The organism is Sphingobacterium sp. GW821-FHT03E03 (assembly GCF_059420745.1).
In genome coordinates, this window is the sequence record NZ_JBWKUH010000009.1 from 110739 (window position 1) to 136130 (window position 25392).

The 25392-nt window shown below is 40.1% G+C and carries 14 protein-coding genes; 11 read left to right on the plus strand and 3 right to left on the minus strand.

Features of this window, described 5'->3' with window-relative positions; genetic code table 11:
- Positions 1 to 165: 165 nt before the first annotated feature.
- From AC07UV_RS12570 to AC07UV_RS12580, 3 genes are all read left to right on the plus strand, one after another.
- Positions 166 to 2907 (plus strand): 2-oxoglutarate dehydrogenase E1 component, encoded by a 2742-nt coding sequence (locus AC07UV_RS12570; protein ID WP_282252575.1) that lies wholly within the window; start codon positions 166 to 168, stop codon positions 2905 to 2907.
- A 63-nt stretch (positions 2908 to 2970) separates the two neighbouring features.
- A complete protein-coding gene (odhB, locus tag AC07UV_RS12575; protein ID WP_495184010.1) occupies positions 2971 to 4212 on the plus strand; it encodes a 2-oxoglutarate dehydrogenase complex dihydrolipoyllysine-residue succinyltransferase in 1242 nt (413 codons plus the stop codon).
- 326 nt (positions 4213 to 4538) lie between these two features.
- A complete protein-coding gene (locus tag AC07UV_RS12580; RefSeq protein WP_495184011.1) occupies positions 4539 to 5615 on the plus strand; it encodes a hypothetical protein in 1077 nt (358 codons plus the stop codon).
- 6 nt (positions 5616 to 5621) lie between these two features.
- On the opposite strand, the gene AC07UV_RS12585 is transcribed toward AC07UV_RS12580, so the two are convergent.
- Positions 5622 to 7547 (minus strand): LTA synthase family protein, encoded by a 1926-nt coding sequence (locus tag AC07UV_RS12585; protein ID WP_495184012.1) that lies wholly within the window; start codon positions 7545 to 7547, stop codon positions 5622 to 5624.
- Between the two features lie 4 nt (positions 7548 to 7551).
- Positions 7552 to 9435, minus strand: coding sequence for an LTA synthase family protein (locus tag AC07UV_RS12590; RefSeq protein WP_495184013.1), 1884 nt, complete (start codon positions 9433 to 9435; stop codon positions 7552 to 7554).
- 397 nt (positions 9436 to 9832) lie between these two features.
- Between AC07UV_RS12590 and AC07UV_RS12595 the strand changes: the two genes are divergently transcribed.
- The 7 genes from AC07UV_RS12595 (at position 9833) to AC07UV_RS12625 (ending at position 23217) form a co-directional block, all read left to right on the plus strand.
- On the plus strand, positions 9833 to 12469 hold the full coding sequence (locus AC07UV_RS12595) for a valine--tRNA ligase (RefSeq protein ID WP_495184014.1): 2637 nt from the start codon (positions 9833 to 9835) through the stop codon (positions 12467 to 12469).
- Between the two features lie 225 nt (positions 12470 to 12694).
- The gene (locus AC07UV_RS12600; protein ID WP_335994128.1) at positions 12695 to 12997 is read left to right on the plus strand and encodes a DUF4342 domain-containing protein; all 303 of its coding nucleotides are present in this window, start codon (positions 12695 to 12697) and stop codon (positions 12995 to 12997) included.
- Between the two features lie 22 nt (positions 12998 to 13019).
- Positions 13020 to 13394 carry a DoxX family membrane protein gene (locus AC07UV_RS12605; RefSeq protein ID WP_495184015.1) on the plus strand — a complete coding sequence of 125 codons (375 nt, stop codon included), beginning with the start codon at positions 13020 to 13022 and terminating at the stop codon, positions 13392 to 13394.
- Between the two features lie 320 nt (positions 13395 to 13714).
- Positions 13715 to 19000: a translocation/assembly module TamB domain-containing protein gene (locus AC07UV_RS12610; RefSeq protein ID WP_495184016.1), complete on the plus strand. Its 5286-nt coding sequence runs from the start codon at positions 13715 to 13717 to the stop codon at positions 18998 to 19000.
- Entirely contained in the window at positions 18966 to 21296 is a 2331-nt protein-coding gene (tamL, locus tag AC07UV_RS12615; protein WP_495184017.1) for a translocation and assembly module lipoprotein TamL, read from the plus strand. Before AC07UV_RS12610 ends, tamL begins: the two co-directional genes overlap by 35 nt.
- A gap of 398 nt (positions 21297 to 21694) precedes the next feature.
- Positions 21695 to 22633, plus strand: a complete 939-nt coding sequence (locus AC07UV_RS12620) for a malate dehydrogenase (protein WP_120262138.1) — start codon at positions 21695 to 21697, stop codon at positions 22631 to 22633.
- A 128-nt stretch (positions 22634 to 22761) separates the two neighbouring features.
- The gene (locus tag AC07UV_RS12625; RefSeq protein WP_495184018.1) at positions 22762 to 23217 is read left to right on the plus strand and encodes an aspartyl protease family protein; all 456 of its coding nucleotides are present in this window, start codon (positions 22762 to 22764) and stop codon (positions 23215 to 23217) included.
- A 52-nt stretch (positions 23218 to 23269) separates the two neighbouring features.
- Here AC07UV_RS12625 and AC07UV_RS12630 read toward each other — a convergent pair whose 3' ends face one another.
- Positions 23270 to 24490: an MFS transporter gene (locus AC07UV_RS12630; RefSeq protein ID WP_282252550.1), complete on the minus strand. Its 1221-nt coding sequence runs from the start codon at positions 24488 to 24490 to the stop codon at positions 23270 to 23272.
- Positions 24491 to 24669: 179 nt separating this feature from the next.
- On the opposite strand from AC07UV_RS12630, the gene fsa reads away from it, so the two are divergent.
- Positions 24670 to 25329 carry a fructose-6-phosphate aldolase gene (gene fsa / locus AC07UV_RS12635; RefSeq protein ID WP_120262140.1) on the plus strand — a complete coding sequence of 220 codons (660 nt, stop codon included), beginning with the start codon at positions 24670 to 24672 and terminating at the stop codon, positions 25327 to 25329.
- Positions 25330 to 25392: the final 63 nt, after the last annotated feature.

Sequence of the window (25392 nt, forward strand, 5' to 3'; positions counted from 1 at the left end):
AATAATTTCAAAACAAAAGAAATTTGTAGGGCCCTGTAGGGCGCTTTTAAATCATGCTAAAAATGTTAAGAATTGGATAGATTTATTGATTAAATTATTCAATTTCAGTATTAGAAACTCTTTTTTTATTCATAACTTTGACAAATTTCATAGTTTTAATTGTAAATGGACAATCTGACATATTTGAGTAATGCTGATTCGGCTTATGTCGATGGCTTATATCAATCGTACAAGCAAGATCCCCAATCGGTAGATTTCGGATGGCAAAAATTCTTTGAAGGTTTTGATTTCGGTCAAAATGCTGGTGGAACAACGAGTTCAGTAGGCGAGGCAACTCCTGAGCACGTATTGAAAGAAATCAATGTGCTGAACATGATCAACGGTTACCGTGACCGTGGCCACCTCTTCACTCACACCAACCCTGTTCGCGAAAGACGTAAGTACTACCCTGGAAAGGAATTGGAAACGTTTGGTCTTGCTGAGGCAGACATGAGCACAGTTTTCAATGCCGGTGTAGAAGTTGGCTTAGGTCCAGCAACATTAAAAGATATCCGTCAACTGGTTGAAGATACCTATTGCCGTTCTATTGGTGCAGAATTCAAATATATCCGTAATCCAGAAAAGATAAAATGGTTGCAGGACCGCATGGAAGCGGATCGTAATATGCCAAAATTCTCTTTGGATACCAAAAAGAGAATCCTGAACAAACTGAACCATGCTGTTGTGTTTGAGAACTTTTTAGGTACTAAATTTTTAGGTCAAAAACGTTTCTCTTTGGAAGGTGCAGAAAGCTTAATCCCTGCATTGGACTCAGTTATCGAAAAAGGTTCGGAAATTGGCATCCAAGAGTTTGTAATCGGTATGGCTCACCGTGGTCGTTTGAACGTATTGACCAATATCATGGGTAAATCTTACAAATCCATCTTCTCGGAATTTGAAGGTAAAACCTATGCAGACGATCCAGAGGTAAATTTCGGTGGTGACGTAAAATACCATTTGGGTTTCTCTTCTGAAGTCAAAACCAACGATGGCAAATCCGTTCACTTGAGTTTGGCGCCAAACCCTTCCCATTTGGAAACAGTAGATCCAATTGTAGAAGGTATGGTACGTTCTAAAATCGACTTCAAATACGATGGTGATTCATCAAAAATTGCACCGATCATTATCCATGGTGATGCTGCAATTGCTGGTCAGGGCGTAGTTTATGAAGTAACTCAAATGTCCAAACTAGATGGTTACAAAACTGGCGGTACAGTACATATCGTTATCAATAACCAAATCGGATTTACAACAAACTATAAAGATGCACGTTCTGGAACATATTGTACCGATGTTGCAAAAATCACTTCTTCGCCTGTATTCCATGTCAATGGAGATGATGCAGAAGCTGTAGTTTATGCGATTAATTTGGCTGTTGAATACCGTCAAAAATACAAAACAGACGTATTTATCGACTTATTATGTTATAGAAGATTTGGTCACAATGAGGCTGATGAGCCTAAGTTCACACAACCTTTGTTGTACAAAATCATTGAAAAACATCCGAATCCAAAAGAAGTATACGCGAAAAAATTAATCTCCGAAGGAAGTATTGATGAAGCGTATTCAAAAAATATAGAAAAAGAATTTAAGGCGGAATTGCAGACTAAACTTGAAGAAGCGAAAACTATTGAAGTATTGACTGAAGATCTTCCGATGTTTAAAGGTGCCTGGGAAGGGTTACGTCCGGCCAAAAAAGGAGAAGTATCGACAACTACGGATAAAACTAAAGTTGCAAAAGATCTTTTCTTGAAATTGGCGAAAGAGATCACGACTTTACCTTCGGACAAAAAATTCTTCCGTAAGATCACTCGTCTGTTTGAAGATCGTGCAAAAATGATCAGCAATGATGCATACGATTGGGCAATGGGTGAGCTAATGGCTTATGCGACTTTATTGGATCAAGGCAACCGTGTTCGTATCTCGGGTCAAGATGTACAACGTGGTACATTCTCGCATCGTCATGCGGTATTGACTTTAGAAGATTCTGAAGAGAAATATATTCCATTGGCAAATATCAAAGGTGGCGACAAATTCTCGATCTACAACTCCTTACTTTCAGAATATGCTGTTTTAGGTTTTGAATATGGTTATGCATCTTCTAATCCAAACTCGTTAACAATTTGGGAAGCACAATTCGGTGATTTCTACAATGGTGCTCAAATCATCGTAGATCAATATCTATCGAGTGCGGAAACAAAATGGAGACGTTCAAACGGCTTAGTGATGATGCTTCCACATGGTATGGAAGGACAGGGTCCTGAGCACTCTTCGGCACGTATCGAAAGATTCTTGGAATTATGTGCAGATGAGAACATGATCTTGGCAAACTGTACAGTACCCGCCAATTACTTCCACTTGTTACGTCGTCAATTGGTACGCGAATTCCGTAAACCATTGGTGATCTTTACACCGAAATCATTGTTGCGTCACCCGAAAGTTGTTTCTCCATTGAAAGACTTCACAGAAGGCGTATTCCAAGAGGTCATCGATGATGCAAATGTAGCTGCAAAAGATGTAAAACGTGTATTGTTCTGTTCTGGTAAAGTTTATTATGACTTATTGGAAAAACAAGAAGCTGACAAACGTAAGGATGTAGCAATCGTTCGCATCGAGCAATTGTTCCCAATCCCTGCTGAGCAGTTGAAAGCGATCCGTAAAAAATACAACAAAGCCAAAGAGTTTGTATGGGTACAAGAGGAAAATGAGAACATGGGTGCATGGTCATACTACTGCCGCAAACTGATGGGTACTGAGATTGCATTTACAGGTTTCGTAGCACGTAAAGAAAGCGGAAGTACAGCAACAGGTTATATGAAGCAACACGTTGCTCAACAAGCAGCGATCTTAAATAAATCATTCGAATAAAAACAATTTAAAATCAATTGCGTCTTATGTATAGGACGCAATTGTCAATAAAGAACATTATATATGAGCTTAGAAATTAAAGTACCAACCGTAGGTGAATCTATCACGGAGGTAACCTTATCACAATGGTTGAAACAAGATGGCGATTATGTGGAGATGGATGAAAACATCGCCGAACTGGAGTCAGACAAAGCGACGTTTGAATTACCAGCTGAAAAAGCAGGTATCTTAAGAATCATTGCACAAGAAGGTGATACTTTAGAAATCGGTGCTGTCGTTTGTACAATTGAAGAAGGTCAAGCTCCTGCTGGTGGTTCAGCTCCTGCTGCTGCACCTGCTGCTGAGGCATCATCAACTGCAGCTCCAGCTGCTGCTGCAAAAGACGAAGATCCAGATAGCTACGCTGCTGGTACAGCCTCTCCTGCTGCCGCAAAAATTTTGAGAGAAAAAGGAATTGATCCTTCAACTATAAAAGGAACAGGTAAAGATGGCCGCATCACAAAAGAAGATGCTGACAAGGCTCAACCTGTTGCAAAAGCTGCAGCTCCAGCGGCGAAACCTGCTGCTCCTGCTGCTACAACTACTGTTGCGCCAGTTGCTGGTTCAAGAAACGAGCGTCGTGAGAAATTATCCTCTTTACGTAAAACTATCGCAAAACGTTTAGTAGCTGTTAAAAACGAAACAGCCATGTTGACAACTTTCAACGAAGTCAATATGCAGCCGATCATGGATCTACGTGCTAAATATAAAGATACGTTCAAAGAGAAATTTGGTATCGGTCTTGGTTTCATGTCTTTCTTTACAAAAGCAGTAACTACAGCATTGGCAGAATGGCCAGCAGTGAATGCTCGTATCGAAGAAAATGAAATCGTGTATTCTGATTTTGCAGATATTTCAATTGCAGTTTCCGCTCCTAAAGGGCTAGTTGTTCCTATTATCCGTAACGCAGATGCGATGTCATTGGAGAAAATCGAAAAAGCGATTGCTACATTGGCGGGTAAAGCACGTGACAACAAGTTAACGATCGACGAGATGACTGGTGGTACATTTACAATCACTAATGGTGGTGTATTTGGATCCATGATGTCAACGCCTATCATCAACGCACCACAATCAGCAATCTTGGGTATGCACAACATTATCCAACGTCCGATCGCTGAGAATGGTCAAGTTGTTATCCGTCCGATGATGTACATTGCACTTTCTTACGATCACCGTATTATTGATGGTCGTGAGTCAGTAAGCTTCTTGGTTCGTGTAAAACAATTATTAGAAGATCCAGCTCGTTTATTGTTGGGGGTATAATTGTTACCAAAATTATAACATAAAAAAGACCTGTACGAATCGTACAGGTCTTTTTTATTGTACTTTACCTCCCCTTCTCTCGGCTTGATTTCCTTAGGTATTATACGAATATGGATTGGACAGAATGTCTATCCTCCCCCTTGCTCACCTCCTGCGGCTTTTGTGAGGTTTCTGCCTGCGAATCTAAATCAAGGTTTTAATTTCTTCTTTTTAATTTATACTTTCACCTGTAGATATTTGTTTGCTAAGAAGCTATCAGCGAATTAAATAAACCTACGAGGTTCATTTATAGCCAGCGGAATGGAAGATGCATTAAATAAACAATTATGAACAGTAAGATAATAGGTCTAACGATTATTCTTTTGCTTTCGGTGTTGGCACTCTCAGCCAACATGGCCAATCCATTTGGTCCCCATAGCATTACGGCCCAATTGGTTCCTTCGAGTAAAGCAAAAGTACTTCGCGAACGAATTGATATACACCTTGTGCGCGACACGGTAGATTATGATTATCAGAGCCAATTCAATATAGAATATATCATCCATGCCGAGGAAAACATGGACTTCCCCTTGGTGTTTCTTGCGCTCAATTTAGATGGATTAGAAAACGTGACTGTTAACCAAAAAGAGATTAAATCTATTCCATTAGATCAAAAAAATCCTAAATTACCGTTTTTACGGTTCAAAGATGGTTACTATGAGATCAGCTATGGAAATGCGGAATGGGAGCGAATTAACCTAAATGACGCCTTTTATTTTACAGCCAAACTTCATAAGGGTGAAAACAGTATTAAAATTCAGTACCGTGCTTTGATGGGTTATGACCGTCGGGATATCCTCACAAAATATGAAATTGAATATCTCCTATTTCCTTCGAAGTACTGGTCTTCCTTTGGACCAATTGATCTGTACCTGCATACGGGAAATAAGATGAAGGCTTATGCGCAGAATTTGGGCGCTCCTAAACAGCAAACTGACACGCTCGTTCATTGGACTATTGCGTCTGTCGGAAAACAAGAAAGTTTTAAAATCGAAGTTGGGGAAAAGACCTCATTTTTAGCGAGCGCAATTCTCTGGATCCATCCTGAACTCCTTGCATTGATCGGATCCATTATACTATTCTATTTACACATCAAGTATATCTATAAAAAGTACAAAATAGGCCGGTATCGTTATGCACTACTCATTGGAAACCTGATCGTACCAGGCTCATTCTATGGATTTTGTTGGTTTTGGACCAGTTTGGCAAATTACCTGGTCAATGGTATTTTTACAGATAACAGTCGAGGGTTTATCCTATTGGTCATTGTTACCTTGCCATTCATCTATATCATTTATGATTTGGTTCTTTTTGTTATAGACAGGAGCATCCGGATCAAATTTCAAAAACAGCAACTGAATTAAGCTGACCTACTTTTTATAGATCAACTTATTTTCAATCATCCGATTGTTATATTGTTGAATAAAGGCTTTCATCTTAGTTTCCATCGTATCCAAGACTGCCGGATGTTGTTTTATCAGGTCCTGCTTCATCAACCGATCCTGTTTCATATTATAAAGGGATACCGGCTTTAAGCCATCGTAAGACATCATATAGTCTTTGTAGTAAAAATTGTAGCTCCCAGCATTATTGTTCAGGACAAAATTATCCCTTCCTGGTTTAAACGCATCCGAACCGAACGCAAAATAGGGTTCATCGTAATGGAGATAATTTAAAACGGTGGGCATAATATCGATCTGTTGCACCAGTTTATCCGCCTTACCGACCAATCCTTCGCCTGGAGCATAAAATATTATCGGGATCTGAAAGCCTCCAGCTGTAGTCTGATACTCGGGAAGGTAACTTACAGTTGCGTGATCAGCGCAGATCACAAATAAGGTATTGTTAAACCAAGGCATTTTAGATGCAGTCGCAAAGAATTCGCGAAGTGCATTGTCGGTATAGCCGATTGGTTCCTGCACCGGGAGCGGTCCTTTCGGAAATTTGCCCTGATACTTTTCTGGCACCTTAAAAGGATGGTGTGAGGACAGCGAAAAGAAGCTTGCAAAAAACGGTTGTTTTAACGTATTGATTTTATTAGCGGTAAACTGTAGAAAAGGTTCATCCCAGATTCCCCAGATACCATCAAAATCCTGATCATTGTTATATTCGTTTTTACCAAAATAATGTTGAATTCCTGCTAACTTCATATAGGCTGAGAAACCCATACTTCCATTCGGAGCACCATGGAAAAATGCAGTTTCATATCCTTTTTTTCCCAAGAGTTTAGCCAAACTAGTGGTCTCATTACCAGAATACACTGAAAGCACAAAGGGTTCGCCTATGGAAGGGATACCTGTAATCACCGAAGGTAAGGCATCGATGGATTTGCGACCATTAGCATAGGTATCTGTAAAGGTATAGCCGTTGCGAATCAAAGAATCTAGAAAAGGAGTATAACCTTTATATTTTCCATCTTGAATATCTTTATTCAGTTCACCAAAATGTTCCTTTGCAAAACTTTCCAAAATCAATACAACAACATTCTTTTTATTGAAGGGTTTGTCTGTTTGTGGAAGATGGATCGGATCATACAACTTGTTCAGCTCCTGCTCTGTATAATAGTTCACCGGCTTGAGACTAACAGCTTTTAAGGTTTTCAATATACTAAATGGCGTATTCAGTACAATATTCATTTCTTCGGGGGTGTCCACATAGTCACCCGCATTGCTCAATGTAATCGGACGGGTACTGTGTGCCCAGCCGCCACGAACACCACCTATAAAAAGAAAAGCAGTCAATAAAAAGAAAGGAACCTGAACGAGGAAAGGTTTCCAGGAATAACGTTTTGGTTTTTCCAGTTGGATCAACTGATACGATTTCGATAGGCCATAGACGAGTAATGCAAATACCAGCAGGAGATACCAGTAATCAAGACAAAAGTCAAATGCCAATTTAAACAAGTTGGATTCATTTGAAAACTGGCTCAATACTGTACCAGTGGTCCGTTTTAGTGTAAAAGGGTAATAGGCATAGTCTATCAGGTTCAAGGCGATCCCTAGCGAATTAACTACGACAAAGATCCATTTGGAAATCCGTTGATAGGTCGGATTATAAGTGAATGGTCCAGGGACCGTCTGCATAACAATGTAAAGAATATTCAGATAGAGCAAAGCTACTGTATCAAAACGCACACCTCCGCCAAACATTACAAACAGTTTTCCTGCATTTACGTTAGGAAATAATGAGGCATTCAGCAGATAAAACCCCCATCTGAGCAGGGCATAAACGATTAAAAGAAAGGCAAAGCGAATGGCGACTGCAAAATAGGGTGCTAATATTCCTCTTAACTTCATCAGTTTAATATTTTAGAAATTCACGATAGACCTGCTGATAATACGCTTTGGCAATATTCAATATACTATCGGTTTTGGCAGCAGGATATTCTTTATTGGATCTATAATTGATGATTCGGCCAACATTATCAAAAGATACTGCCTGTTCTGGTGTAACAGCACCAAAGGCATCTTTGGAATTATAGAAAGCGATCTGTGGGGTCGTCGGATTAAATAAATCACGGCTCCAATGATATCTATTGGTCGGAAGTTTCAACTGCGTCAACAGTGTCGTTGCCAAATCTGTTTGGTTTCCGATGCGATTGAAGATTTTACCCCGGTATTCCGGTTTGATGACATCCCCAAAAAACAGCAGTGGGATATGGAATCTATTGGGATGGAAAAGTTCCCATTTTTCCGATGGCAAACGATGGCCGTGATCCGCGACAATCACAAAAAGTGTATTTTTGTACCAGGCTTCTTTCTTGGCTTTACCAATAAAATCGAAAACAGCCGAGTCCGTATAATTCGCCGTGCTTCTGAACTTATCGGCGTTATTGGTACTACCAAATTTATAACCGTGCTTTAATTCAAATGGTTCGTGATTGATCAATGTAAATATCGTCGAAAAAAAGGGTTGTTTCTCCTTTCTAAAATCATGAATCATCTGGTTGAACACCACATGATCGTAGACTCCCCAGGAAGCGCGCTCGGCATCCAAACCAAAATTGGCGTTATCAATCACTCTGGAAATACCATGTGTCAACATGTAGGACTTGAAATTATAAAATTCACTTTGTCCACCATGATAAAATGAAGTTTCATAACCTGCATGGTCAAATTCCTGACCAATGGCAGGCATATTTTCGTGTTTGTCAATATACTTAATAATACTTTCCGGTCCCTGTGCTGGAAATCCACTGAGTATAGCAACCATCCCCTTATCCGAACGATCGGCAGCGGAATAGATGTGATCAAATAAAATTCCACCTTTGATCAATTCTTCCATATGTGGTGTAATGCCTTTTTCGCCACCCAAAGACTGGATGAGGTCACCGACAAAACTCTCCAACATGATGATAACAACATTGGGACGTGTGGTAGATAAAACTTCGACAGCAGAATCAGGCTGACTCTGGAACGCAGGCTTCAAGTGCTCTTGAAGACCTTGTTGATCCGAACCATAGAAATCATAAGGACTTTTCAGTTTTGTACTCTTGGTAAAAAAGTCGCGCAAAAGCGACCATTGTGTATTCACAGCCGCATGATTATAAAAGGTAACCTCAGAATAATAAGCTTTACTAGGGTTTAGTGTCGCACGGCCATAGCCCCCGCGGATAAAGGTAAAGAGAACAAAAATGCCGACAGCCAGTTTTACAAAGTTGCCAATCGGTGATTTAACATTATAAAAATGTACTTTTTTAAACATCCAACGGTAGAGAAAATACCCGCAAAATATCCCCACTAACATTCCGAGGATCGGAAGAAAAACAGGTGTAGACTCCGCAGAAGCTACCGCTCCGGATGGTGATGCCAGGAAAGCATCTATAGCTCGTTTTGATATTTTATCGCCCCATTCTCGATAGATATTAACATTGATAAAACTGGTCACAAAAAATAAAACCAGTACGACAATGGTGTAAATATCAAGGATGATGCGTTTCGGCTGGGCCTTTGGAAAAAATCCAAGTATACAATAAACAAGAAAGGGAATGGTACAGATATAGGATACGGCTGAAAAATCAAGGCTTAATCCATGAAAATAAATTCTAAAAACCTCAGTGAAATGAGCTGTTCCTATTTTCTCAAAAAAAGCAGAAATAAAAATAAATCTATCTATAAAACAGATAATTAGCCAAAACAAAAAATATTGTGTTAACGCCCTAAGTTCGTTCGCAAATCGTTGCATCCCTTCGTGTAAAAATAAAACAAGCAAATTTACATTAATTTACGTTAAAACCAGGCTAATCGACTAGTAATATGAAGAAAAGATTAAAAAAGTATTAAGGTTTGAGTATTGAGTAGTTAGTAGTGAGTATTGAGATTCTACTTGTACAAGCCTTCGGCTTATTTGAATGGTTCCGACTTATTAATTTTTGCCTCTTTGTACATTCTCTTCGATCTTTAATGCTCGCCCCTTGTCATCACTCAGCTCTGATCTTTAATCATTGCTCCTTAACGTTGATCCTTCACCCCTTATCCTTGGTCTTTGATCTACAAACAATAACAAGATCAATGATAACAAGGAAAATAACATAGAATTCCTTACTTTTGTATTCCTTAAAAAATTGAATATAGAATTTAAAATGAGCATAGCGAAAACTTACAATCCAAAAGAAGCTGAAGAAAAATGGTACAGCTATTGGAAAGCGAACGGATTTTTCCGGTCTACTCCTGACGAACGTGAACCTTATACGATTGTAATGCCGCCACCGAATGTCACTGGCGTATTGCACATGGGTCATATGCTGAACAATACTATTCAAGACGTTTTGATTCGCCGCGCACGCATGCAGGGTAAAAACGCTTGTTGGGTACCGGGGACAGACCACGCCTCCATCGCCACTGAAGCTAAGGTCGTCGCTATGTTAAAGGAGCAAGGCATTGACAAAAGATCCCTATCTCGTGAGGATTTTTTAAAGCATGCTTGGGAATGGAAAGAAAAGTACGGGGGCATTATCTTAAAGCAACTGGAAAAACTAGGCGCTTCCTGTGATTGGGATCGTACCCGTTTTACCATGGATCCTGAATTGTATCAATCGGTGATTCGTGTATTTGTTGACCTTTACAATAAAGGATTAATCTATCGTGGTTACCGCATGGTTAACTGGGATCCAGAAGCAAAAACCAATATTTCCGACGAAGAAGTTGTTTACAAGGAAAAGAACGGTAAATTATACCATCTGAAATATCAGGTTGAAGGAACGGACAAATATATTATCGTTGCCACAACCCGTCCAGAAACAATCTTTGGTGACACAGCAGTATGTATCAATCCAAACGACGAACGCTACACTTGGTTAAAAGGAAAACAAGTGATCGTACCAATCGTCGGACGTAAAGTGAATATCATTGAAGATGAATATGTGGATCTTGAATTTGGTACAGGCTGTCTTAAGGTAACTCCAGCACACGATATCAATGACTACGAACTAGGTAAAAAGCATGATCTGGAATTTGTGGATATCTTCACCGATGAAGCGAAATTAAACGACAACGGCTTACATTATGCTGGTATGGATCGCTTCAAAGTACGTAAAGAGATCGAAAAAGAACTGGAAGAAAAAGGATTGCTGGAAAAAGTAGAAAACTACACCAATAATGTCGGAACATCTGAAAGAACCGGTGCTGTTATTGAACCTAAGATCTCTAACCAATGGTTCCTGAAAATGGAAGACCTGGGAAAACCTGCCTTGGATAATGTCATGGATGATACCATTAAATTCCATCCAACGAAATTCAAAAATAGCTATCGCAACTGGATGGAAAATGTAACAGATTGGAACATTTCAAGACAATTGTGGTGGGGACATCAAATACCTGCTTACTTCTATGGTGATGGTAACGATGATTTTGTCGTTGCACAGACCGCCGAAGAAGCGCTTTCACTGGCACAGCAAAAATCGGGCAATGCGGGTCTAACGCTTGCAGATCTACGTCAGGACGAAGATGTGCTTGACACTTGGTTTTCAGCTTGGTTATGGCCAATTTCGGTATTCAATGGTATCAATGAACCTGAAAATGAAGAGATCAACTATTACTACCCAACACAGGATCTAGTCACTGCACCGGATATTATTTTCTTCTGGGTAGCACGCATGATTGTATCAGGCTATGAATTCCGTGGACAGCTTCCTTTTGAAAATGTTTATTTTACAGGTATTGTACGCGACAAATTAGGTCGCAAGATGTCAAAATCTTTGGGTAATTCACCTGATCCTATTGATTTGATGAACGAATATGGTGCTGACGCAACGCGCATGGGCATGTTATTGACAGCACCTGCTGGAAATGACTTACCTTTTGATGTTGAGCTGTGTGTACAGGGTCGTAATTTTGCCAATAAAATCTGGAATGCCTTCCGTTTGGTGAAAGGCTTAGAAATCATCGATGCTCCAGCTTCAGCGTCGGACAAAATATCAGCTGTATGGTTCGACGCACGATTCAACCAAGCATTGACTGAAATTGAAGAAAACTTCAAGCATTACCGTTTATCAGATGCCTTGATGACAACGTATAAATTGGTATGGGACGACTTCTGTGCCTGGTACCTTGAACTGGTGAAACCAACTTATGGCTCACCAATTGCTTCAGAAACTTTGGAAATGGTAAAATCCTTCTTCCAACGTATATTGACTTTGGTGCATCCGTTTATGCCTTTCCTAACGGAAGAACTGTGGCACGATGAACTGTTTGGTATAAAAGAGGAAAAAGACTGTATCATTGTCGCTGAATTCCCAAAAGTAAATGCTTTTGACGAGCAGGTGATTAAAGATTTTGCTGTAGCACAACAGATCATTTCCGAAGTTCGTAATATCCGGAATTCGAAAGGTATCTCACCAAAAGTAGCATTACCTCTGGCGATCAACCAACAGTCTGACATTGATCTGGCACAGTATATTGCAATCATCACGAAAATTGCTAACCTAGAAGCTGTCACTTTTGTTACGGAAAAAGTAGCTGGTGCAACAAGTTTCTTGGCGGGTAAGGATGAGTGTTATGTGCTTCTGGAAAACAATATTGATGTAGATGCAGAGCGCGAACGTATCGAAAAAGAACTAGACTACCTGAGAGGATTCTTGGTGTCGGTAGACAAAAAGCTTTCAAACGAACGTTTTGTACAAAATGCAAAACCAGAAATCGTTGAAAACGAAAAAAGCAAGAAAGCTGATGCAGAAGCTAAAATCAAGATTCTTCAAGATAGCTTGACCACTTTAGGTTAAAACGATCAACAATATTTTTCAAAGTCCCGCGAGTTTTGCGGGACTTTTTTTTTGATTTGCCTTTACTTTTCGGACTGCGTTCCCTTCATTTACTCTCATGCTCATATATGATTCCATGGAATGACAAAAATTTTGTGTTATCGCCTTTCTGTTGATTTTTAACTTTATAAGAATTCCTGTAAAAAAATGAATAACTTTATAAGAGCGAACTTAAATTATAACATTATGGGATTCAAGGAAACATTTCAAATCAACGGTGAGAACCTTTTACAAAAGATCAAAGAAATCATTGCAGAGGGTAATGTAAATAAAATCAGTATTTCGGACAAACATGGCAAAGAAATCATGAGTTTTCCAATTACTGTTGGCGCACTAGGGCTGATCTTAGCACCTGTATTTGCTGCTATTGGTGCAGTAGCTGCGCTGCTCACCGAATGTACAATCACTGTGGAACGAAACAGCGAAAAGAAAGAAGAGGAAAAGCCGGATGATTCTGCGGAACCTCCAACAACAATTACTGTTAAATAATTGGTCCTTAAATTTTACGATCATGAACATCATAAAGAATATCCTTTGTGTCTTGTTTGGCCTTCTTTTTATCAATGCGGGCTTAGATAAAATCTTTCATTATATGCCTGTTCCACCTATGGAAATGGATATGCAAAAGGTGTTTCAGGCTTTTGTAACGATAAAATGGTTGATGCCGCTCGTTGCAATCATCGAAATTCTGGGGGGCTTATTGTTTATCCTCCCCAAGACGAGAACCTTAGGCGCATTGGTCATCTTTCCAATACTCATCGGCATTTTTACACATAACATGATTTTTTATAGCCAAATGGGATTAATTATCTGGGCTGTACTTTTCATTATCTGGTTATGGGTGATTTTTGAAAATTGGGGAAAATACAAAAAGCTCATGGAGTAATCTCTTTTAACAAAGTGATCGATATCACATGCTTTTGTTAGCATAAAATTAAAAAACAAAAAACTTTATACTCCAAAAATGGTTTGGTCAATTATTTGATGTGTTTTATATGTGATCCTCTCAATAACACAACTTTTAGGGGGAAAATGGGGAATTGTCTAATATTTGCATACATATGTTGTACAAATTAAACTTGCATATACAAGCAAATTTATCTTAGTTTGCTGAAATGGCGGTGATATAAGTTATATATCTGAAAAACTTTGCAAACTTTTTTCCGTTTTAATTTTTATTAGTAGATACTTAAATCAAATTATACGTTGAACAGATTTACCCGAATTGCTTTCAAAACAATATTGTGGATTATTGGAGTAATAATTGCGCTGGTTATTCTAGTTGTATTTTTAATCCGAATACCCTCCGTTCAGAACTATATTGCAGGAAAAGTAACTCATTATGTCGAAGGAAAAATAGGTACGCCGGTAAAAATCGGTTATATAAACATTGATTTTCCAAAAAAATTAGTGTTACAGGATATCTATCTAGAAGATCAGAGCAAAGATACCCTGGTCGCTGGAGAGCGTATAGCTGTAGACATCAATATGCTCAAGCTATTGAAAAACACCGTCGAGATCCAAAGTATCGAAGCGAAAGGAATTACCGCAAAAATTCGCAGAACACTACCGGACAGTTCCTTTAATTTTGATTATATCGTCAAAGCATTTGCATCCGAAAAGGAAAGCAAGCCTACGGCCGATACCACCTCTGCCCTGCTGTTCAATCTCGATAAAATAAAGCTTGATAAATTTCATATCGTTTACGCTGATGACGTTATCGGAACAAGTGCTGACGTCTATTTAGGTACACTAAACACCAATATCAAGAAATTTGACCTGACCAGAAACATGGCCTTCAACCTACCGAAGGTAAAAATAGATGGTTTAAATGCGACCGTAAAACAATGGAAACCGGTCGTTGAAGGCACGGCCCCAACAGTCAAAGACTTTGGTATCACAGACAAGACGGCACAGACAACAACCCTGCTTCCGGATGTGGGGATACAAATTGCCGACCTGGCCAATATCCTTGTCCGCTATGAGGATCAATCCAGTGCGTTGAAAACCAAGTTTAACATTAAAAATCTCCGTGCGGATATCAACAAGATTGATTTAAATAAGGAACTGGTCGATATCCAAACTATCCACTTGGATGGTTCCGACAATGATATACTCTTTGGTAAAATAGCCAAGAAAACTCCAAAAAAAGGTAATACAACTGCTGATACTACAAAAATCAAATGGGTGGTCTCGGCCAAAGATATCAATATCAATAATACAAGTCTAGCTTACCGTGATGACAATCAAGTCCGTATGAAAGGCTTTGATTATTTCAACATCAAGATTCCGGGAATAAAAACAAATCTGACGGATTTATATTATAGTGCGGATTCGATCAGTGGATCATTGCATGAATTGACCGCATCCGATCACTCAGGCCTTATTATCAAACAGCTTAAAGGGGACTTTAAATATACCAATACAGGGGCAGAAATTAAGAACCTCTATGCGGAAACACCACGTACACTCATTCGGGACTACCTAAAAGTAAGCTACCCTTCACTGGATATTATTACTAAAAAACCAGAATTGATTTACGTGAATGCGACGATCAAAAAGAGCCATGTCGATATGCGCGACATTTATTTCTTTGCACCGTTCCTTGACACGATGCAGGTTATGAAGCCGTTGATGGACAAAAAGTTCAATATCGATGGTCGCGTGGTGGGCAAACTAAATGATCTAAATATTCCCAGTATTGATTTCCAGACCTTGTCCAATACACGGGTTATTGCAAGTCTGCGCCTAAAGGGGCTGCCGGATGTAGATAAGATGTCGATGGACCTTAATCTGAAAAAATTAACAACAGGTCGCTCAGATATTGAAAAACTTGTCGCCAAAACCATGTTGCCAACAGGTCTTCAGCTGCCCAATACAATCGGACTAACCGGAACCTTTAAGGGGGGAATGACTGCCTTTGACACCAACCTCTCACTGGTGACCGAAAAAGGAACAGCCAAAGTTGATGGGAAAGTGAGCATGGCGGGCAGAGATACGACCTACGATGCTTTTGTTAGCATCCGTGATTTTGATATTGGCCAGATCATGAAAATGGATAGCACCCTGGGTATACTTTCATTTGAGGGAAAAATAAAAGGACACGGAACGGATCCAAAAAAACTTGTCGCCAATTTCGACGGCAAAGTAAACCGTATGGATGCGATGGGTTATCGTTACCAGAATATCGATATGAACCTCACTGCAGACAAAGGAGATATTAAAGCTTCCGTGGTGAGTCCTGACCCCAATATTAAATTAAAGCTGGATGCCACGGCCAATATGAAATCTAAATATCCACAAGTGGATTTTGAATTGATGGTTGACACCATCAACCTCAAAAATCTGAAGCTAATGGCGGATGATTTCAAATACCACGGTAAGATGGTCGGGCATTTTACTTCAGCAGATCCAAACTTTTTGAATGGGGAGGCCCATATCACCAACTCTTCTATTGCGTACAACGACGCCTATTATTCCCTGGATAGTATTTCCCTGATTGCAAAATCGGATACAACCAGAAATTTACTGCTTTTAAAATCCGCTTTTTTCAATGCGCACTTGGTCGGAAAGTACAAAATTCTGGAACTGCAAAATGCGGTTCAGGATATTTTGCAAGTGTATTACCAACCCGGACAACCTGTTAAGGCACCTAAATATGAGCCGCAAAGCATCGAGTTTTCGGCACAGTTGACCCGTACCAAATTTGTCCAGGACTTTGTCCCAGAACTGACAGAAATGAAAGATATCACGCTGGATGGGATGTTTAACAGTGAAACAAAAACAATATTGGCCAAATTGGATGCACCAAAAATAGTCTATAGTGGGACAGAGATAAACAATGTTACCTTGGATATTAACACCTTGGATAGCACCCTTTACTATTCGGCTCTGATCAATAAAATCAAGGTCAGCAACATTGAACTTGTCAATACTGTATTTAGTGGTTCCGTCATTCAGAATAACCTGGATTTTGGACTATGGATAAAAGATAAAAAAGAGAAAGAACGGTATCATTTGGGTGGGGATATGCGTGCCGACAATGGAGCATTTGTGTTCAGCCTGCATCAAGATGGGTTAATGCTGAACTATGATAAATGGAACGTAAATCCGGCCAACGTACTTAAATTTGGTAACACAGGTATTCAGGCAAAAGATTTTATTCTGAGTAGTAAGGGGCAAGAATTGAGTATATCGTCACAAGACAGCGTATTAAATTCACCCGTAAATATTTCCTTTAAGAATTTCCGTATCGAAACCATAAGTAAAATGCTTGAAAGCGATATTATGGATCTAGGTGGTGGCATCAATGGCCAGGCAACAATATCACGCCTGGAAAGCAACCCTGTATTTGTTTCGGATTTGCTCATCGACAAATTCTATGTCGGAAAAGATACCGTTGGAAATGTGAATATCAAAGTCAACAACGAAAAAGAAAATACCTATAGTGCAAATGTCAGTATCAGTGAAAACGGCAATAATGTTGTATTAAACGGTGATTTTATTAGCCCACCGAAAGGAGAATCCAGTCTGGATTTCACATTGGATATCCAACCGTTGAGCATGCAAACTGTAAAAGCATTTAGTTTAGGCTACCTGAAAGATTCAAAAGGAAACCTAGAAGGTCAATTGAAAATAACCGGTTCCCCTTCGAAACCTCGTATAGATGGCAACGTCAAATTTAAAGACGCTCAATTCAATATCGCCATGTTAAATGCCCTCTTTAAAGCAAAAGATGAAACTGTGCATTTTGACAATAGTGGCATCAGCTTTCCAAAATTTGCACTGGAAGACAAAAAAGGAAATATTGCCAAAGTTACAGGTTCGATCGATACAAAAACCTATACTGATTTTGATTTTAATCTGAACGTGAATACGGACAATTTTGAGGTACTAAATTCAACCCAGACGGACAACGACATGTTCTATGGTAAGATGTACCTGACATCCAACCTACGGATCAGAGGAAATCTGGACAAACCTGTTGTCGATGGAACAATCAAGGTCCTTGGTGATACCGATTTCACCTTTGTTATGCCGAATGAGAACCCGGGTATGGCTGATCGTAAAGGTGTGGTCGAATTTGTTGATAAGAGTGATACCACACGTGCAAATATATTTGCAAAGTTGGATTCGATGACTGTTACTAAATTGACCGGTATGGATGTGGATCTAAATCTACAGACCGATAAAGAGGCTAAATTTAAGATTCTTTTGGACGCAGGATCGCGAGATGCGCTTAATATTCAAGGTCAGGCAGTATTAAACGCCGGTATAGATGCCAGCAGTAAGGTTACCCTGTCTGGGACATTTACCGTGGACAAAGGAAGCTACTCCTTTAGTTTTGGCCCCGTGAAAAAAGATTTTACCTTCCAAAAAGGAAGTACCATCACCTGGAATGGAGATCCATTGGACGCGCGACTTAATATTACGGCAGCATATACGACCAAAGCGCCTACCTTAGAATTGGTGGCAACGCAATTGGGATCAGAAAATGCGAACCTGTATAAACAACGGGTACCATTTAATGTTTTGTTGAAAATTACCGACAAACTCTTTCAGCCACAATTGGGTTTTGATATTGATTTGGACGAAAATAACTCCATTGTCTCTCAAGATGTGGTCAGCAAAGTAAACAATGCGCTGACGACACTCCGTGAAAATCCATCAGAGCTCAATAAACAGGTATTCTCACTCATTGTATTGGGACGATTTATGTCGACCAATCCATTTGAAAGTTTATCCGGTGGTGGCGGTACTGAGGCTATTGTTCGGAATAGTATCAGTTCGTTCCTGAGCGGACAGTTGAACCGTTTGGCTTCAGAGTTGATCACCGGTGTAGAACTGGATTTCAACTTAACCTCCGAGCAGGACTATGCAACCGGAGCTGGACAGACCCGAACAGATTTAAATATTGGTGTATCAAAAATGCTCTTGAATGACCGCCTGAAAATCACCGTAGGCTCTAATTTCGAGGTTGAGGGCAATACAAGGCCTGGAGAGACCGCCAACAATATTGCGGGTGATATCCAACTGGATTATCAACTATCTCAAGACGGCCGTTATTTCGCCCGCGTTTATCGCAAAAACCAATATCAGGTGACCCTTCAGGGACAATATGTTGAAACAGGTATCGGGTTTATTATCAATATGGACTATAATAAGTTTAAAGAGATCTGGATGAGTTCCAAAAAACTTAAGGAATATTATGATACCGATAGCAAAGGATTTAGAAAACGCTTTAATGTGGAGCGGATGGAAACGGATTCCGTCTATCGGGACAGCGTACGTACAGTCATTAGAGACAGTTTGATGCTCCATAGTCCAGAATATAGAAAACGTATTGAAGAGCGTGAAAAAGAAAAACGTAAACAACAATTGGACTCAAGCAAAAATGCACCAAAAAATCCAAGTCCAAAAACAAATTTAGATACGATCAGAACGACTGCGATTAAAAATGAAGATGAGGAAAGGAGTTATCATGCGAGCTAAACTGAAATTTGCTATCGGAATATTGACACTGGGCACAATAATAGCCTCCTGTTCTTCCACCAAGAATTTGAAAGAGGGGGAAAGCCTGTATGTCAAAGGCAATGTGATTATAGACTCAGATACCATTTCAAAGGAGAATAAGGAAAAGCTTGCAACCTATCTTCAGTCGGCATTGATGCCCAAACCCAATAAACGTCTGGCTGGTGTTCCGTTTAAGCTTTATTTTAATAATATGGCCGGTGATTCTGCCAATAAAAACATGATCAAGAGGTTCTTCAAGAAAATTGGTGAAGAACCCGTTTTGTTGAGTGATGTCAACCGTGAATACAATGAGAATCTGCTGCGGAACCGTATGGAGAACATTGGTTTTTTCAATGCCGAGGTAAAATCCGACACGCTGGTGGAAGAAAAAAAAGCAACCGTAAATTATACCGCCAAACCAAATATCATCTACAAAATCCAGTCGGTCAAATTTGATATCGATAGCACAAGCCAATTGGGTCGGGATATCCGATCATCCTCAGACAAGAGTCTTTTGCAGGTAGGTAAACATTACAGTCTTGATGTTGTGCTGAATGAACGTAACCGCATTGATAATGATCTTAAAAACAAAGGTTATTACTATTTTAGTCCAGATTATATTTTGGTTGAAGTCGACAGTTCGCATCGGAACAACAGGGTTGACATGTACGTAACCGTAAAGAAGGAAACACCGCCGCAAGCGAAGGTTCCGTCCAAAATCAATAAGATCTATATTTTTCCGAATTACACGGAGACCAGTTCGGGCTACCAACGGTCGACCCGAAATGCAGAATTATTTGACAGCAGCTACTATTTTATTGACCGTAATCGTACATTCCGCAAACCCGTTATCGCAAAACATATCTTCTTTCATCCCGGAGATACGTACAACCGTACAGCGCACAACCAGACGATCAGCCATTTGGTCAATCTGAACAGCTGGAAGTTTCTCAAGAACAACTTTGTGGATAGTAAGGAAGCACCCAATGCACTGGATGTCTATTACTATCTCACACCACTACCAAAAAAATCCTTGCGGGTAGAACTACTGGGCAAAATGGCATCGGTCTATAATGGCACAGAGGTCAACGTAAACTGGACCCTGCGCAATGCATTTAAGGGTGCCGAGCAATTGAGCTTTAATGTCTTTGGAGGATATGAAACCCAAACCGGAGGAAATGCGGATCTGAATTCCAGCTATTACCGCTACGGAATGGAAGCAACCCTGACATTTCCCCGGATCCTGTCTCCTTTTGGCAGTATTAATCCCTCACGTCGTTTTATTCCTAAAACCTATGTCAAGGGACGTTATGAATTCTTAAATCGTCGTAAGGCCTATACGCTCAATTCGATCGCCCTAGATTATGGTTATATCTGGCAAGAATCGGAGGAAAAGCAGCATGACCTTGCCCTGTTGGAAATTACCTATGTTCAGCCTAAAGGTATTTCGGAGAATTATCAAAGGCAGATGGATACCATTCCCGCTTTGCGACATGCCATTGACCCACAGTTTACGATCGGACCAAACTACAACTTCACGTTCCAGAATACGATGAAGCAGCAATTGAAGAATACGTTCTATTTCAAAGGAAATTTGGATCTTTCGGGCAATATCCTTGGTTTAATCAAAGGGGCAGACTTCAATAAGGGCAAGACATTTAAATTATTCGATGCCTACTTCTCTCAGTATATTAAATTAAGCGGCGACGGAAGGCATTATATGAAACTGTCTGAGAATTCACAATTGGCATCCCGAGTGAGTCTCGGCTTGAGTTATTCCTATGGAAACTCGCGATCCCTTCCCTATTTGAAGCAATACTTTGTCGGTGGGCCAAACAGCATCCGTGCCTTTGGTGCGCGCGCTATAGGTCCGGGAACCGTTGCTCCGGAGAAATTGAGCAATGGGTTATTTTATGCTGACCAGACCGGTGATATCAAATTGGAACTGAACACAGAATATCGTTCTAAACTGGCTGGTTTTGTACATTGGGCAGCATTTATTGATGCAGGTAACGTCTGGTTACAACGAGAAGATGTAAACAAGCCCGGGGCTAAGTTCAGCAAAAACTTTTTGAATGAACTTGCCGTAGGTGGCGGAGCCGGTTTGCGCTTCGACTTTACCTTCCTGATCATCCGGACAGATTTTTCAATTCCATTCCGTATCCCCTACTTACCTAAAGGGGAACGTTGGGTATTTAAGGATATAGATTTTGGCAGTTCGCAATGGCGAAAAGATAACTTGATGTTCAATCTGGCTATTGGATATCCGTTCTAGAACTGAGTCATACTATTTGGATGAAATTTGAAATCAGTAAATTTTCATTCTAAAATTTACCTCAAACATAAAAAAGACTGTCTTTTAGGACAGTCTTTTTTTGCTTTTTGGTTCTATAAGCATTTGCATCCATTAGTAGGCAATAAAAGATTATACCACCCATAATGCCTGAAGGGTATCACGATTAGCAAAATCCGTATGGGCGCTTCCATGATCTTTTTAAAAACAAGTTATTCCAGTGAAATTGATTGATTAACTGACAATAATTCGTTAAATTCAAGCATTATTTACTAATCCACATAAATGCTCATGAAATATCCATGTCAAAAAACAGTACAAGCATTAGTGAAAATGGACTGGATATTCCATATGGCCATAAACAAACAAATAATTTACATATGAAAGTAACTATTGTTGGTGCTGGAGCTGTAGGAGCAACTACAGCAGACAATTTAATCCGTCGAAATGTCGCCGAGGAGATTGTATTATTGGATATCAAGGAAGGATTTGCAGAAGGAAAAGCGCAAGATATGGCTCAAACCGCAGCCCTACTGGGTTTTGAATCCAAAATCAAAGGTGTAACCAATGATTATCTGTCCACCGCGGGCTCTACTGTTGCTGTCATCACCTCGGGTATTCCCCGCAAACCGGGAATGACCCGCGAGGAATTGATCGGGACAAATGCAAATATTGTCAAATCGGTTGTAGAGAATTTAGTAAAACACTCTCCGGATATCATTATTGTCATTGTCTCCAACCCAATGGATACGATGACCTACCTCGCGCTCAAATCAAGTGGTTTGCCTAAAAATAGGATTATCGGAATGGGAGGCACATTGGATTCAGCACGCTTCAAATATCAACTGAGTGAAAAATTAAATGCATCGGCCGCAGATCTCAATGCCATTGTCATTGGTGGCCACGGTGATACAACTATGATTCCACTGATAAAGCACTCCACGTGGAACAGCATTCCGGTCAGTAATTTTCTTACAGCTGAGGAGCAGGCAGAGATTGTCCATAAGACCATGGTAGGTGGAGCAACATTAACGAGCCTCATCGGTACGTCGGCCTGGTATGCTCCTGGTGCCGCTACTGCCGCAGTGGTAGAAAGTATTGTACGTGATCAAGGTAAATTATTTACCGCTTCTGTTTACCTCGAAGGTGAATTTGGTCAGGAGGATATTAATCTCGGTGTTCCGGTTGTCATTAACAAAAAAGGCTGGGACCGTATTATTCCATTACAACTGGATGAGGAAGATAAGGAAAAATTCAGCAAAAGTGCTGATGCCGTACGTACCATGAATAATGTATTGAAAGAGATAAAGGTATTGTAATCAACATAAACTAACGAGAGGAAAGGCTGTTATTCTAAATAACGGCCTTTTTTCATGTTGCAAAAAAGATTTTACTTTCACAGGAAGATAAGGCTACCCAAACTTTTTTTTTAATTAAATTTTTGGTTATGTTTGGGAATATGACAACAGTACCTTTTCAAATCTTAGATCTTCAGGGGCAAGGAACACATATTCTCGTTGATGTAACACTATATGAACGCAGCTTTAAAATGGTCATCGATACGGGAGCATCTAAAACCGTATTTGATAAAACCCAAATGGCGCATCTTCTGGAAGATCAGTTGCTGTTGGAACCATCGGAAACCCTATCAACTGGTCTCGGCACCAACTCCATGGAGAGTTTTACAATGGAAATCCCCAGCCTGCATATCGGCACATGGCTAATCAATAAATTAAAAACCGCAGTATTGGACCTTAGTTCCATCAATTATGCCTACGGGCAAATGGAACTTGACCCGGTCATTGGGGTATTAGGGGGTGATATTTTTGCCGACTATGGCGCCGTCATTGATTATGCGAAACAAACATTACGCTTGCGGGACCGAAAAATAAAGAGTAAGTAAGTCCTCGGTTGGTACTCCGAAAATCTCAATGCGCAATATTAACTACTCAATACTACAGTTTAAAAAGCCGCTTATGGATATGCATCCGCAGGTAGGTATAATAGAGCAGCGCAATAACTATTCCCAGTCCACCCATCAGATATAAGGTAGTTCGGAGACCACAGTAACTTGCGAGGGAACCAATCATGAGTGTACCTATTGGAAATATACCCTGAAAGGCCATGACATAATACGAAATAGCCCGTGCCCGATAGATCGGTATGGCATGTGTCTGAATATAGGTATTGATACTGGAGTTCTGCATCATCATAGCAAAGGAAACCAGCATCACATAGACTAAAGCCATCTGTAACATACTTGAATGTGCTAGGAATAACAACGCTAGCCCCATCAGTGCAGCCGCTCCCATCACCTGATAGCGCAGATTCGTTCCCGATTTCAGTCGAGCCATGTTAAATGCACCGATCATGGCCCCCAATCCAGCAGCACTTTCAAACCAGGAAAATATACGCTCATCCCCATGAAACATTTCTTTTGCTATAGCAGGCAAGAGTGAGGTGTAAGGAATGACGATCAAACTGGAAAAAGTCATGATAATAATCAAGGAAGAGATATGCGGCGAACGTTTGAGGTAGCGAAAACCTTCGACCAGCCCCTCCCAGTTGCTACCTTTACTTAGTTGCACTTTGGTTTCATCCACCTTCATCATCAACAATGTAATGATAACGGGCACAAAACTGATAAAATTCAATGCAAAACAGACCAATTCACCATAGGTACTGAGTAAGATCCCTCCGATGGCGGGTCCCAGCATCCGTGCACCGTTAAAGATGGTCGAATTGAGTGCAATGGCATTGGGCAGATCCTTACGGTCGCCAACCAGATACATCATCAAGGACTGTCGACCGAGCACATCGAAGGAGTTGATGACCCCTTGTATCAGACCAAGAACCGAGAGCCACAGCACAGTCTCCAATTTGAGGTAAACCAGCAACGTAAGCATACCTGCCTGTATCATCAGGCCGATCTGCGTCAATAACACCAGTTTATACTTCTTATGTTTATCAACAAAACTTCCGATAAAAGGAGACAAGACCAGGGAGGGTAATAAGGAAATAAACTGAACGAAACCCAACCAGAAGACCGAACCTGTCAGTTCATAGACCAGCCAGCTGATTGCTATCCGCTGCATCCAAGTCCCCATTAGGGAAATTGCTTGTCCTATTACATGTAAACGGAAGTTTCTATAATGGAGAGACCTAAAAACCTGCATATATAAAGATAATACTTATAAAAGTATAACAAAAAAGAACGGGAAGAGATTCTATTTTGCAAAAATAATGCTATAATTCATCGAAATAGATGTGTAATACTGGAATATAATCAATAACTTTGCACCTATTATTTTGAACATTTAAATAATCAAATAATTATCATTCAATAACATACACAATGAAATTTTTTATTGACACAGCGAACCTAGAGCAAATCAAGGAAGCCCAAGACTTAGGCGTATTAGACGGTGTAACGACCAATCCAAGTTTAATGGCTAAAGAAGGTATCAGCGGTGATGAGAACGTAATCAACCACTACAAAGCAATCTGTGCAATTGTTGACGGCGACGTGAGTGCTGAGGTTATTTCTACAACTTACGAAGAAATGATCAAAGAAGGAGAAGCATTAGCAGCTCTTGACAGCAAGATCGTGGTAAAAGTTCCTATGATCAAAGATGGCGTGAAAGCAATTAAATATTTCAGCAAAAAAGGCATTAAAACAAACTGTACATTGGTATTCACTGCTGGTCAAGCGCTATTGGCGGCCAAAGCAGGTGCTACTTATGTATCTCCTTTTATTGGCCGTTTGGATGATATCTCTACAGATGGATTGGCATTGATCGAAGATATCCGTTTGATCTACGATAACTACCAATACCCAACCCAGATCTTAGCAGCTTCTGTGCGCCATAGTGCACACATCTTAGGTTGTGCTAAAATCGGTGCAGATGTAATGACAGGTCCATTATCAGCAATGTTAGCATTATTAAAACACCCATTGACAGATAGCGGTTTAGCGACATTCTTGGCTGACCACGCTAAAGCTGCAGGTAAATAAAATAGACTATACTTCGGTATAGGTTTTGAACCGATAAGGGGAAGATGACAATAATCTTAACTT

What these genes read in the sequence shown, in the direction of transcription:
- AC07UV_RS12570 (WP_282252575.1), top strand. Translation starts at nt 166, where the DNA reads ATGGACAATCTGACATATTTGAGTAATGCTGATTCGGCTTATGTCGAT.
- odhB (WP_495184010.1), top strand. Translation starts at nt 2,971, where the DNA reads ATGAGCTTAGAAATTAAAGTACCAACCGTAGGTGAATCTATCACGGAG.
- AC07UV_RS12580 (WP_495184011.1), top strand. Translation starts at nt 4,539, where the DNA reads ATGAACAGTAAGATAATAGGTCTAACGATTATTCTTTTGCTTTCGGTG.
- AC07UV_RS12585 (WP_495184012.1), bottom strand. Translation starts at nt 7,547, where the DNA reads ATGAAGTTAAGAGGAATATTAGCACCCTATTTTGCAGTCGCCATTCGC.
- AC07UV_RS12590 (WP_495184013.1), bottom strand. Translation starts at nt 9,435, where the DNA reads ATGCAACGATTTGCGAACGAACTTAGGGCGTTAACACAATATTTTTTG.
- AC07UV_RS12595 (WP_495184014.1), top strand. Translation starts at nt 9,833, where the DNA reads ATGAGCATAGCGAAAACTTACAATCCAAAAGAAGCTGAAGAAAAATGG.
- AC07UV_RS12600 (WP_335994128.1), top strand. Translation starts at nt 12,695, where the DNA reads ATGGGATTCAAGGAAACATTTCAAATCAACGGTGAGAACCTTTTACAA.
- AC07UV_RS12605 (WP_495184015.1), top strand. Translation starts at nt 13,020, where the DNA reads ATGAACATCATAAAGAATATCCTTTGTGTCTTGTTTGGCCTTCTTTTT.
- tamL (WP_495184017.1), top strand. Translation starts at nt 18,966, where the DNA reads ATGAAGATGAGGAAAGGAGTTATCATGCGAGCTAAACTGAAATTTGCT.
- AC07UV_RS12620 (WP_120262138.1), top strand. Translation starts at nt 21,695, where the DNA reads ATGAAAGTAACTATTGTTGGTGCTGGAGCTGTAGGAGCAACTACAGCA.
- AC07UV_RS12625 (WP_495184018.1), top strand. Translation starts at nt 22,762, where the DNA reads ATGTTTGGGAATATGACAACAGTACCTTTTCAAATCTTAGATCTTCAG.
- AC07UV_RS12630 (WP_282252550.1), bottom strand. Translation starts at nt 24,490, where the DNA reads ATGCAGGTTTTTAGGTCTCTCCATTATAGAAACTTCCGTTTACATGTA.
- fsa (WP_120262140.1), top strand. Translation starts at nt 24,670, where the DNA reads ATGAAATTTTTTATTGACACAGCGAACCTAGAGCAAATCAAGGAAGCC.